Origin of the sequence: Sanguibacteroides justesenii (assembly GCF_003204205.1) — a bacterium.
GTDB lineage: Bacteria > Bacteroidota > Bacteroidia > Bacteroidales > Marinifilaceae > Gabonibacter > Gabonibacter massiliensis.
The window spans coordinates 86,319-99,696 of record NZ_QJPL01000008.1; the positions used below are offsets into that span (position 1 = coordinate 86,319).

Here is a 13,378-nt window from a genome sequence, read left to right on the forward strand (position 1 = left end):
TCCGTTACAAGTTAAATTTTTTTATCTTATTGTATAATGTCTGTCGGGTAATCCCTAACTGTACGGCTACCGTCGATAAATTACCGTCGTTGCGTTCGATTGCCCGACGAATCATCTCTCTCTCCATCTCCTCCAAAGTAGAAACCGTGTTCTCGAGCTGATCCGTCGTAGGTTTAAACAAAAAATCTTCCGGACGTAATCCCTCTTCGTCACACATAATTACCGCTTTTTCAATAGCGTGTTGTAACTCTCTCACGTTTCCGGGCCAAGCATAATTCAACAAACGAGCCTTGGTTTCTTCCAGCAGATACAATCCCCGTTTACCGTATTTGGCCTCGTATTTCCGCAAAAAGAAATCGGACAATAAAAGGATATCCTCCCCCCGTTCCCGCAAAGGAGGAACCACGATATGAATCGTGTTGATCCGGTATAAAAGATCTTCCCGAAACAACCCTTTTTCCACCATCTCCTGCAAATTACTATTTGTGGCACAAATCAACCGGATATCGACATCTATCGGTTTATTGGAGCCCACCCGGGTGATCTTTCTGCCCTGTATGGCCGCCAGTAATTTCGATTGCAAGGCATAGGAGAGATTACCGATCTCATCTAAAAACAACGTCCCTTTATGCGCCGCCTCGAATTTACCGGAACGATCTTCGCAGGCATCCGTGAAGGCACCTTTTACATGACCAAACAACTCGCTTTCAAACAAGGTTTCCGTGACGGCTCCCATATCCACGGAGATCATTACCTCCTCTTTTCGATTCGACAAAGCATGCAGTTCCTTGGCGATCATCTCCTTACCCGTTCCGTTCTCTCCGGTAATCAATACATTGGCATCCGTGGCCGCAACTTTCACGATCAGATCGTGTACCCGCCGCATGACCGGAGAATCTCCCCATACTCTCTCTTGGTCTCCGTCCAACTGACGTTTCAATACCCCCTCCTTCTCCCGAAGTTGTTTCACCTCCTGCCGGGTTTGGTTCAACCGATAGGCAGCCAATAACGTCGCCACCAACTTGGCGTTATCCCAAGGCTTGACCACAAAATCAGTAGCGCCTTCTTTCACCGCCTTCACGGCCAATTCAATATCCGCATACGCGGTGAATAAGACCACCGGCAAATCCGGAAGTCGTCTTTTAATCTCCGTCAACCAATACAAGCCTTCGTTTCCGCTATTTATTCCGGCAGTAAAATTCATATCCAATAAAACGACATCCACATTTTCACTCTCTAATATAGAAAGAATCCGGTTTGGGTTACTAGTAGGAATTACTTTTCGGAACACCCCCGCCAACAACATCTCGATTGCCGTCAAAACTCCTTTATTATCATCTACAACTAATATCGTTCCCTGCTTGGTCATATCCATAATTTTACATCACATTACGCTTCCGTATTCTCCATTCTATTTGCCGTTTCGGTGACGACCTGACCGTCGAAAAGATTTACCACCCGATGAGCGTAGGATGCATCGTGCTGGGAGTGGGTCACCATAATAATAGTCGTTCCTTCCCGGTTCAATTCGGTTAGCAGATTCATAACCTCCGCCCCGTTTTTGGAATCCAGATTACCGGTAGGCTCATCGGCCAGAATCAACTTCGGATCGGCAACCACGGCACGGGCAATAGCTACCCGCTGTTGTTGTCCTCCCGACAACTGCTGGGGAAAATGTTTGGCCCTATGGCTGATATTCATTCGCTTTAAAATAGTCGTTACCAGCTCTTTTTTCTCCGAACTTTTCTTTTTCAAATAGATCAAAGGCAGTTCTACATTTTCATAAACATTCAATTCATCGATCAGGTTAAAACTTTGAAATACAAAACCGATATTTCCTTTACGTACCTTGGTTCTATCTTTTTCCTTAAAATGTCCCACCTCCTGGCCGTTAAAATAATAATTTCCCTCCGTAGGATTATCCAACAAACCGATAATATTCAATAACGTTGATTTACCGCATCCGGAAGGACCCATGATGGCAACAAATTCTCCCTCTTTCACATGAAGAGAAACTTTATTTAAAGCGGTCGTCTCTACCTCCTCGGTACGAAAAACCTTACTTAAATTCTCAATCTTTATCATATACATTTACTTACGAATAAAACATATTCGAAAGATTACCATAAGCATGCCAAAACAGACATATACCTTATTATCAATACATTAACTTACGAGTGATTCTCCCGAGTGTAAAAAAAATAGACAGCACTGTCCTATTTTTTTACAGGACGACATCTCCCATGAAAATATATACTTCTGATTATAAATACGTTACATCTATGGCATAAGTTTAGCATCAGGGAGGACAAAATAAAACAAAAAAATATGATTCTGAAATTATACCTCTTGTTATTCCTCTGCTTTCTGTTAAAAACTTACAGAATGGAAGCTCAAACCGTAAAATGGAATCTTCAGGAATGCATTAATTACGGAGTGGAACACAGTCTAACGATGCAACAAAAAAAACTACAAAACGATAACAATCGTCTGGAAGTAAGGGATGCCGTTTTAAACCTGCTCCCCTCCGTAAGCGGCATATCCCCGGGATTAAGTTATAGCTTCGGAAGAGGTATTGATCCCGAAACCAACACTTACGTAAATACCCGTTACATGTCGTTCGGCGGTTTCGGATTCGGAACCGGAATAACGGTTTTTGCAGGATTTAGCGGTATTAATCGGATAAAAATCGCTAAAATAAGCCGTCTGATGGGACTGAAAGAGACAGAGAACCAAGCCAATCAAATCGCGATCCAGATCATGCATGCTTTTTTCAACTACCTCTACATGAAAGAAGAGGTGCATATCACGGAAGAACAAGTCGAAAACTACCGGATGCGATTGAAAAAAATAGAACGGGAATGCGATTTAGGCAAAAAACCGAAAAGCGATCTTTACGAGATGCAGGCACAACAAGCTTCTATGGAGTTTTTACTGGAATCTTCCCAGAATAACCTTCAAAATGCACTGGTTAACCTGAAATATCTGATGAATTATGAAGAAGAGGATGAGTTTATGGTAGACACTCTTTCATTTGAAGATTTTTCCCTCGAACAACACCGTTTTGATATCGATGATATCTATCACAAAGCCATGGAGGAACTTCCGGAAATCACCATCGCTAAATATTCTGTCCGTACAGCTAAATTAAATCTGATGACGGCACAAGCTAACCTCTATCCCTCCATAAGCATGGGGGGAAGCATCTCTTTCGGGAGCTATTCAGATCATGTAAGTGAATCTTTCTGGAATCAGATCTTCGACCGGAACAGAATAGGAAAAGGTTTTAGTATCAGTATGAGCATTCCTTTCTATTCTGGCTTAAGCAAACGTTCCGGACTAAGAAAAGCCAAGAATTCGTTAACGGCTACGGAAATTCAGTTTCTTCAAACCCAAAGAGAATTGTACAACGAGATCCAAAAAGCGTTGCAGGAATTGGAATCTTGTGCTCAGCGCTACCGGATATCCCTCCAACGGGAAAAGTTTTCAACCCTTTCGCAAAGTGCCGCTCAAAAACGATACGAACAAGGCCTGATCACGATCATCGATCTTAACAACACTTCCAACAATCAATTAGAAGCCAGATCGGAAGTACAGAAGAGTAAATTCAATTATATCATGCAAAAAAAGATGATCGATTTTTACCGGGGGATTCCATTACAAACCCAAGTGACCTCCCCCGATAATTTTAATTTTCGCAATTACAAATAATAGGAAACAAATACATCATGGACAGACCCATTGAACAAAAAAAAGGTTTAAAGAAAAAACATATACCTTACCTGGCCGGAGTCGTTTTTATACTGCTATTTATCGGTTGGTCCATATTCGGGAACCACCAATCCAGTCTGAGAGTGGATAAGGACAAAGCCACCGTTGAGGAGGTTACGCGCGGAGTATTCAACGATTATATCCGTATTATGGGAAACGTGGAACCCCTTAACTTTTCACAACTCACAGCCATTGAAGGCGGAAGAGTGAAAGAGCAGTTTAAAGAAGCCGGAGAGATGGTAAAAGCCGGGGAGATCATTCTCCGCTTAGAGAACCAAAGCCTCGAAACCGAAATACTGAATAACGAGGCCGGATTCGTGGAAGAACAGAACAATACCCAAAATGCCCTTTTGGATTTGGAAAAAGAAACCCTCAACCTACAACAGGAACGCCTGAACACGGAATTGGATACCGAACGGAAAAAAAGAAAATATTTACAAAACGAACAGCTTTACAAAGAAGACCTGATTGCCAAAGAGGAATACCTCATCGCCAAAGAAGATTATGAATTTGCTATTAAAAGTCAGCAATTGATTTCGGAAAAACAAGCCAAGGACTCCATCCGACGCCACAGGCAGGCCATTATCATGCAAAACAAACTGGAAAACAGAAAACGTAATCTGATATTGACCCGGGAACGGTATGCCCAATTGGAAGTATGTGCCCCTATCGACGGGCAACTCGGAGAACTGAGTATCGAAATCGGACAATACATCAGCTCCGGTACGCAAATCGGAAAAATAAACGTTTTAGGCAAATATAAGGTAACCGCTCTGATCGACGAACATTACATCGACCGGGTACGCAAAAATTTGGAAGCTACCCTGGAACGACAGGGGAAAGATTTCAACATGAAGGTAATAAAAGTATACCCCGACGTAAAAGAGGGGCAATTCAAAACCGACTTGGAATTCACGGAAGAGATCCCGGATAACATCCGGACAGGACAGACATATCATATCAATTTACAATTAGGAGCTTCCGACGAATCGATATTGATTCCCCGGGGAAGCTTTTACCAAAGTACCGGCGGACAATGGATATACGTGCTTACGCCCGATGGTAAAGAGGCCTACCGACGGAAAATCAAAATAGGGAAACAAAATCCCAGGTATTATCAGGTTCTGGAAGGAATTCAGCCCGGTGAAAAAGTGATCACGTCCGGCTACGAAATGTACGGGGATAACGAAAGACTGATCTTTAAATAAAAAAAATCTTTTTATACATTGCATTCAAATAAACCGTAAAAAGAAATCCGTTTCCCATGAATCAGCTCAAATTCATATTTCGAAAACTACTCCGCAACAAAAGCTACACCTTAATTAATTTGTCGGGATTGGCCATTGCCTTTACAGCCGCCCTATTGATCTTCAAACACATCAGCAGGGAATGGGAAAGCGACCGTTTTTACCCCGGTACGAAAAAGATTTATCGCGTAACCCATAACGATCAAAATTCCCCTCAATGGTCCGGCCGGACCTATGGTATCATCGGTCCCTATGCTAAAAAGGAGATTCCGGGGATAGAAAACTACGTACGGTGTTTCTTTCCTCAATCCCTCGGTATTCAACCGGAAGGAGACACGGAGATATTCCTTGAATCAGCTTGCATGTACGCCGATCTTTCGCTTTTCGATCTATTCCATTTTCCTATTTTGACGGGAGATGCTCATATCCCCGATGTCTCCAACTGGGCGATACTCTCCTCCCGAAAAGCAGAACAATATTTCGGGACACAAAACCCGATCGGAAGAATCATTCGAGCCAAATATACTTACCGGGAAGATTCGGGTAAAGAGTTCCAGATCATTGCCGTAATGGACAATCTTCCCCCTACCTCCTCCATTCAAGCAGATATCATCCTATCCCCCGTACACGAGAAAGATATATTTGAGAGATGGGGTGTCATCGGGACTCATCTCTTTCTGCAACTGGACGATCAGGCTGATCCAGCGGAGATCGAAAAAGCGATTCCCCTGCTGACTGCCAAACATTTTCCCGCGGGAACCCTCGGCAACGAAGCGTTTAAACTTCAACCGTTCCGGGAGATCTATTTTCATTCCGGCCATATCGTTCCCGATAATATGCTCAGAGGCTCTTGGCTTTTCACTCTCCTACTATGCGGCATTACCCTATTGATTCTGTTTTTAGCCGCCTCCAATTATATCATGATCAAAACAGCACAATTCCAACAAAAGGAGATCGCCGGATTCGCTTTACAGAAGTGTTTCGGAGCCGGTTCCAACACGTTTAAGAGGCAATTGTCCGTAGAAATCGGGCTACAAATTCTTATTGCTTTCGGGATCGCTATCGGGGCTGGCAACCTGCTTCATCCTGTTATTAACCGTATATTATCGCCCCATCATCCCTACGCTTTCACGTTCACCGGAAAAGAAACGATTTTGTTTCTTCTCATAATTGCAATTGCAGCCGGGATGATCGGGTCATTTTTATTCTTTTACATCAGGAACGGACTCTACCGTTCCCTCCGGTCCGCTCCACCGCATTCGAGCTTAAAACAGGTACTGACGATAACCCAAATGGCTATATTCTGTGCCCTATTGTTCTCCTCTACTGTCATTTACAGTCAAATGGACTACATTAAAAATAAAAATTTAGGGTATAGCACTCAAAATACGCTCCATTTCCTGATACCCAATCGCATCGGTTTATGTAAGGAAGAACTTTTGCGGAACCCGGATATCGTAACCGTCAGCAACGGAGAATCCCTACCCATATCCCCTTCGTTCTACATAGACCTTTATCCCGAAAATAAACCCGATCATCAAATAAAAATACAAACCCTTATCGGGGATAAAGACTATCTTTCTATTTACCGAATCAAGCTAAGCGAGGGACGTATGCCTCAGGAACTCTCTACCGAATACGACCCCGACAATCCCAATTCTTATTACGGGGAAGTTATCGTGAACAAAGCTTTGGTACAAACACTGAACCTGCATTCCCCGCAAGATGCTATCATAAATCTGTACGATACACGTGTCAAGATAGTCGGAATAACGGAAAATTTCCACTTTAATCCCTTGTACCAACCCATTCAACCCGTTGTTATATATAACGGCCTGTACATGCGAAGTATGAATCTGATTGTCCGTTACCAACCCGGTAAACGTCAGGAAGTCATTGATTATATAAAACAAGTATATACCCGGATCTATCCCGGCACTCTTTTCAGTTACCATGAATACGCGGATTCCGATTTTTATGACAAAGACATAGCGACCGTCAAAATAATTACGATTTTCACGATCATCGCTATCCTAATCGGAGGTATGGGAATTTTCTCCTTTTCGACATTTGTGGCTAAAACAAAAAGAAAAGAGATCGCTCTGAGAAAAATAAACGGGGCTTCCGAATCCCGTATCACCCGAGAATTAAACCGGAATTTCATGAAAAAAACACTGACGGCTTGCACCTTAAGCATACCGATCGCCTATATCCTGTCGAACAAGTGGTTGGAGGGTTTCGCCTACAAAACGGAAATTTCCGGATGGATCTTTATCTTTGTTCCGGGAATCGTTGCCTTGATCGTACTCGGAGTGACTACCTGGCAAATCAGGAAGGCCGCCCGGACCAATCCGGTAGAGGTATTAAAAAACGAATAACCTAAACTGTACAGCCATGCGAAAAACAAGCATCAAGATTATACTCAGAGGATGGAAACAAAACAAAATATACACGTTCATATCCATCGTCAGCCTTATCGTCGGATTGACGGCAAGTATGCTGCTTGCAGGATTTGTCATGCATGAATACCGGATTGCCCAAGCTATCCCGGCAAGTGAAAAATGTTACCTCATCCAAACAAAAGAAGAAATATCCTATAACACTCTTTTTTCGGGAGAGATCGCCGATTACCTGCAAAGAAGTTATCCGGAGATCAAATCCCATGCTGTTTTTCGAAACGAACCCGTCAACCTCTTTCCGGGAAAAACAGAGATTCCTTACGAACAGGCTTACTCCGTGATACCCGAGACCGTAGATTTTTTTCATTTTAGAATGTTGTCCGGAGACCTGAAATCCACTCTCGCCCATGAAAATGAAATAGCCGTTACCCGCTCTTTCGCCCGGAAGTACCTCGAAAAAGAAAATCCCGTCGGGAAAACGCTACGACTTACCCGCTATACGATTAAAAATATAGAAGGCAAAATAACTTATATTCCGGTAGAAGAGGAATTCCGTATCACCGCGGTCATCGACGACCGTCAAAAGACATTCCTCTCCTTCGGGATATTATGGGGCATTGCCGAAAATAAAATCAACGAAGCTCAGGGATCGAGTCAATTCTACGCTTTCGTTAAACTAAACGAATCGGTCAACCCGCAAACCTTTCAGCAAAAAATCAGTCAGGATACCCTGATTCAAAATTTAAATGCCAACAGGGGTAAGGTCGTATTAAAACCGAGCAATCAACTCTACTTCTCGGAAAAATCTTATCTCTACTATAATGAGCTGATCGATAAACGGGATCCGACATTCATCTACACGAGCCTGAGTGTCGCCCTTCTTATCCTGATCGTATCCTGCTTCAACTATATCAACATCTATATGACCCGCACGTTCAAACAATTACAAAATACCAGTATCCAACTGGTACTCGGGGAATCGAAAAACGGCATTTACAAGCAATTGATCGGAGAATCTGCCATGCTCACCCTTCTCTCTTCGGGTATCGCCCTGATGCTTATTTACAGGTTACTCCCCATCTTCGACAGTTTTGTCCAAAGCGATATGCAAATATTGGACTTCCTATCCGGACAAACCCCGTTGATATTGCTTTTTCTGCTAACGGTGATTATATTCATCCCCGTCATTTACATCGGTTTTAAACTGAAGAACAGCCTGTTAAGTCCTATTTTAAAACGAAAACTCTCACGACGGAACCGACTGACCCGGGACATTGTTATCGTACAGTTCTCCCTCTCCATTATTCTGTTTATTCTAATGTTTAATATCCGAAACCAAATGAACTATATCGTTCACAGCCGCCCCCATTCGGAAGAGATTATAGCGTTATACGGGGGAGTTTTTTTTCTGGAAAAAGGAGAATTCCGGAACTTCAAGGAACAACTCCATGCCCTACCGGAAATCCTGAATATTACAGGTTCGGCCATGCATCAGAATTTTACCTATTCTCGAAAAGATACCATCATCAACATAACCGACGCCGACGATTCATTTTTCGAATGCTATGATATTCCACTCGCGGAAGGAAAAGGATTTTCCCCGGGCCCCCAAGCCTACCACGAGGCCATCGTGAACGAATCTTTTGTCCGGAAAATGGGATGGCCGACTCCCATCGGGAAAACTTTCACCTATGATTACAATGAAAGGTATACAATTATCGGGGTCATTGCCGACTATGCCACGAATAAATTCACCGAAGGCATCAAACCCATGCTGATCCGCTATTCACCCGACGGTTCCGGCCGCCTTACCATCCGGATAAAAAAAGGTTCCCGGGAAGTAACCGAAACCAAACTTCGGGAATTATGGCAAAGCAACTACCCGGCTTTCCCTCCACTCCTCACGCAGAGCATGAAAGAGATGTACCTGGAGTTTCATCAGGAAGAAGTCCGGATCATGGAAACCCTTACGGTTTTCTCTTGGCTAAGCATCCTACTGAGTGCCCTCGGTCTCTTCGGACTGGCGTGGTTCTCCGTGGAGAGCCGACAAAAGGAGATCGGATTAAGAAAAATCAACGGAGCTACCGAAAATCAGATCGTTATATTACTATGCCGGAAATTCATAAAATGGATTCTGATCGCTTACGCAATCGCTATCCCCATCGGTTACTACTTTTCAGAGCAATGGCTCACCCGATTTATTTATAAATCTTCCCTCTCGCCAGGAGCCTTTATCATGGCCGGGATCTCCGCCTTGGCAATCGGCCTGTTAACGGTAATTTGGCAAACCGTCAACGCCGCACGGGAAAATCCGGTAAATGTCCTAAAGGGGAACGAGTAAAAGCTCTCGTCTAATATAATTTATGCCTGTTTTATGGAAAGCCCGATCCGTTTTCTGACTTTATCCACCTGAATTACTTTGACGCTCACATGTTGATGCAAGGAGAGGATCTCCGTGGGATTCGAGATAAATTGATCGGCAATCTCCGAAATATGGACCAGACCGTCCTGTTTTACACCGATATCCACAAAAGCTCCGAAATTAGTCAGGTTAGTCACGATACCCGGTACGACCATTCCTTCCTGAAGATCATCGATGGAATGAATCCGCTCGTCAAAACTAAACACCTTTGCCACAGACCGGGGATCCCGTCCCGGTTTTTTCAACTCCTCGATAATATCTTTTAGGGTAGGCAAACCGATCCGTTCGTCCACGTAGCGATTCAAATCGATTTTACCGCATACCTCCTCATTTCCGATCAAAGACTTCAGGGGAAGTCCCAAATCTTTTGCCATCCGTTCTACCACAGCATAGGATTCGGGATGGACAGAAGAGTTATCCAACGGATATTCCGCATCGGCTATACGCAGAAATCCGGCACATTGCTCGAATGCCTTCTCCCCCATTCGTTTCACCTTCCTTATCTCTTTGCGGCTTCTGAACGGACCGTTCTCTTTTATGTATTCTATGATATTTTCCGCCAAAGCAGGTCCCAAACCGGAGACATGTGTCAAAAGGTACTTACTGGCCGTATTCACATTTACACCTACCCGATTTACGCAAGACTCCACCACCCGGTCTAAACTCTCCTTCAACTTCACCTGGTCGACATCATGCTGATATTGTCCCACGCCTATCGACTTCGGATCTATCTTTACCAATTCAGCCAAAGGATCCATCAACCTACGCCCGATCGACACGGCTCCGCGAACGGTTACATCATACTGGGGAAACTCGTCCCGGGCTATTTTAGAGGCCGAATAGACGGATGCCCCGCTTTCACTCACCACGAAGACCTGAATCTTACGGTCATAACGCAGATTTTGTATAAAACGCTCCGTTTCCCGTCCTGCCGTACCGTTCCCTATAGCGATAGCCTCTATTTTATAAGCACTCACCAATTGAGTGACCTTATTAGCCGCCTGTCGTACTTCGTTTTGAGGCGGATGCGGATAGATGGTTTCGTTATGCACGAGGTTTCCCGTCCCGTCCAAGCAAACCACCTTACAACCGGTACGGAATCCCGGATCAATACCCAATACCCGCTTGCTGCCCAACGGGGGAGCTAATAACAATTGGCGCAAATTTTCGGCAAAAACGTTAATAGCCTCTTCATCGGCTTTTCGCTTGCCTGCCACGCTGTATTCAGATTCTATGGAAGAGACGAGTAAGCGTTTATAACCATCCCGTACGGCCTCCCTCACCTGCTCCGCACTCTCGTTACCGGCTCTTACGAATTGCTTTTCCAAGGCCTCTACGGCTTCTTGGTCGGGCACACCTATGCTTACCTTCAAAATACCCTCGCTTTCTCCCCTCCGGATAGCCAACATCCGGTGAGACGGACAACGACGTAAACTCTCCGTATAATCGAAATAATCCTTATATTTTTCTCCCCCCTCCTCTTTTCCTTTTATCACTTTAGAGGTAATCGTCGCTTCCCGGTCAAAAAAACGCCGGGTCGTATTCCGAGCCCGCTCACTTTCACTGACCCATTCGGCTATAATATCCCTCGCCCCCTGCAACGCCTCCTCCTCATTCGCCACCTCTCCTTTCACGAAACGGGTAGCTTTCGTCCATACCTCTCCCCCCTCCTGTTTCATCAACATGACGGCCAAAGGCTCCAGACCTTTAGCTTTTGCTTTGGAAGCCCTGGTTTGTTTTTTAGGTTTATAAGGAAGATAAATATCTTCCAATTCCCGAAGTTCCCGGCAACTCTCAATCGTCTTCCTCAGTTCAGATGTCAGCTTTTCCTGCTGTTCGATACTATCGAGCACCGTCTTTTTACGCTTCTCCAATTCTTTAAACTGCCCGTAAATCTCCTGTACTTTTCCGACCCCCACTTCATCCATACTTCCGGTCATCTCTTTCCGGTAACGGGAAATAAACGGAATCGTCGCTCCTTCATCCAGCAGATTCAACAAATTTTTCACGTATCGACTGCCGAAGCCACTCTTTTCCGCTACAAACACAACAGGATCTATATAATATTCCATAAATTCATATTTTAATCCGCTAATATACGGCTTCTCCACATTTATCACTATCTTTAAACCGAAAAAATAGCGAATCATCGTATGATTGAAATCAAAAATATAACTAAAAACTACGGAGAGTTAGAAGTATTAAAAGGTATCGACCTGACGATTAAGGAGAAAGAAATTGTCACTATCGTGGGAGCCAGCGGAGCAGGAAAAAGCACGTTATTACACATTCTCGGTACGTTAGATACGCCGGATCGGGGGGAACTCTATTACGACGGCATTAACGTGGCGAAACTCTCTTCCAACAAACTTTCCATCTTCCGCAACCAAAACATAGGTTTCGTGTTCCAATTTCATCATCTGCTACCTGAATTTACAGCCCTGGAAAACGTGTGTATACCGGCATGGATCAAGGGAGAAGGAAAAAAAGAAACGGAAAAACAAGCACTGAAACTCTTAACACTTTTAGGGCTGTCCGACAGAATCCATCATAAACCTAATCAGCTTTCCGGAGGCGAGCAACAACGGGTTTCCGTGGCCAGAGCCCTGATCAACCGCCCCAAAGTGGTATTGGCAGACGAACCCTCCGGTAACCTGGACACCCAAACCAAAAACGAATTGCACCAGCTCTTTTTCTCTTTACGGGAAAAATTAGGACAGACATTCGTGATCGTCACCCACGATTCGGAATTGGCAGCCATGTCGGATCGACAAATAAAATTACGCGACGGGAGAATCACTTCGGATTAAATCTTTCCGTTTATTTCACATACTGCAAAAAATGGCTCAAACCTGTTTGTGATTTCACGCATTGTTTTTACATTTGTCAATTAGAAAATAAAATATTTATTCATTAATCAACCTTTAAATGAAGTATACTGAAGAGTTAGACAAAGTGAGTTATTGTTTCGGACTAAGTATCGCAAGTAACCTCCTTTCATCCGGTGTTAATCAAATAAATACGGAAGCGTTTGTAGATGCTTTACGTACTGTATACGCTGGCCAGATGCCTGAAATCACCCCGGAAGAAGCCAATCAGATTTTACAGACTTATTTTGAAAAATTACAGAACGAAAGAGGAAATGCGGCAAAAGAAGCCGGAGCTTCCTTTCTGAAAGAGAATAAAACAAAAGAGGACGTCATTACCCTGAATAGCGGCCTGCAATATAAAGTGATCTCCACCGGAAACGGAGCAATCCCCAAAGCGGGAGACACGGTTAGATGCCACTATGAAGGACGTTTGATCAACGGTACCGTATTTGATTCCTCTTACCGCCGCGGAGAACCGGCAGAGTTTCCCGTAAACGGGGTAATCCCCGGTTGGGTGGAAGCTTTACAATTGATGCCCGTGGGTTCCAAATGGCAACTATTTATCCCGTCAGAACTGGCTTACGGGGCACACGGAGCAGGACAAGCCATCGGTCCCAACGAGACTTTGATTTTTGATATAGAATTACTGGATATCGTATAATTTTAATT

9 protein-coding genes are annotated in these 13,378 nt (G+C 44.0%); 6 read left to right on the top strand and 3 right to left on the bottom strand.

Going from position 1 to position 13,378, the window contains the following annotated elements:
- Positions 1-4: 4 nt before the first annotated feature.
- Both DMB45_RS12795 and DMB45_RS12800 read right to left on the bottom strand, forming a co-directional pair.
- On the bottom strand, positions 5-1,369 hold the full coding sequence (locus DMB45_RS12795) for a sigma-54-dependent transcriptional regulator (protein ID WP_041504617.1): 1,365 nt from the start codon (positions 1,367-1,369) through the stop codon (positions 5-7).
- Between the two features lie 20 nt (positions 1,370-1,389).
- Positions 1,390-2,085 carry an ABC transporter ATP-binding protein gene (locus DMB45_RS12800; protein ID WP_041504585.1) on the bottom strand — a complete coding sequence of 232 codons (696 nt, stop codon included), beginning with the start codon at positions 2,083-2,085 and terminating at the stop codon, positions 1,390-1,392.
- A gap of 243 nt (positions 2,086-2,328) precedes the next feature.
- Between DMB45_RS12800 and DMB45_RS12805 the strand changes: the two genes are divergently transcribed.
- Genes DMB45_RS12805 through DMB45_RS12820 form a run of 4 tightly spaced genes read left to right on the top strand, consistent with a single transcriptional unit; the run spans position 2,329 to position 9,758 of the window.
- Positions 2,329-3,711: a TolC family protein gene (locus DMB45_RS12805; protein WP_041504586.1), complete on the top strand. Its 1,383-nt coding sequence runs from the start codon at positions 2,329-2,331 to the stop codon at positions 3,709-3,711.
- Positions 3,712-3,728: 17 nt separating this feature from the next.
- The gene (locus DMB45_RS12810) at positions 3,729-4,979 is read left to right on the top strand and encodes an efflux RND transporter periplasmic adaptor subunit (RefSeq protein ID WP_041504587.1); all 1,251 of its coding nucleotides are present in this window, start codon (positions 3,729-3,731) and stop codon (positions 4,977-4,979) included.
- Between the two features lie 56 nt (positions 4,980-5,035).
- Entirely contained in the window at positions 5,036-7,396 is a 2,361-nt protein-coding gene (locus DMB45_RS12815) for an ABC transporter permease (RefSeq protein WP_110688830.1), read from the top strand.
- 16 nt (positions 7,397-7,412) lie between these two features.
- Positions 7,413-9,758 carry an ABC transporter permease gene (locus tag DMB45_RS12820; protein ID WP_041504589.1) on the top strand — a complete coding sequence of 782 codons (2,346 nt, stop codon included), beginning with the start codon at positions 7,413-7,415 and terminating at the stop codon, positions 9,756-9,758.
- Positions 9,759-9,778: 20 nt separating this feature from the next.
- Here the strand turns inward: DMB45_RS12820 and DMB45_RS12825 are convergent, their stop codons facing one another.
- The gene (locus DMB45_RS12825; RefSeq protein ID WP_110688832.1) at positions 9,779-11,911 is read right to left on the bottom strand and encodes a Tex family protein; all 2,133 of its coding nucleotides are present in this window, start codon (positions 11,909-11,911) and stop codon (positions 9,779-9,781) included.
- 81 nt (positions 11,912-11,992) lie between these two features.
- Between DMB45_RS12825 and DMB45_RS12830 the strand changes: the two genes are divergently transcribed.
- Together DMB45_RS12830 and DMB45_RS12835 are read left to right on the top strand one after the other, a co-directional pair.
- Positions 11,993-12,649, top strand: a complete 657-nt coding sequence (locus DMB45_RS12830) for an ABC transporter ATP-binding protein (RefSeq protein WP_041504590.1) — start codon at positions 11,993-11,995, stop codon at positions 12,647-12,649.
- Positions 12,650-12,767: 118 nt separating this feature from the next.
- The gene (locus DMB45_RS12835) at positions 12,768-13,370 is read left to right on the top strand and encodes an FKBP-type peptidyl-prolyl cis-trans isomerase (protein WP_041504591.1); all 603 of its coding nucleotides are present in this window, start codon (positions 12,768-12,770) and stop codon (positions 13,368-13,370) included.
- Positions 13,371-13,378 lie beyond the last annotated feature (8 nt).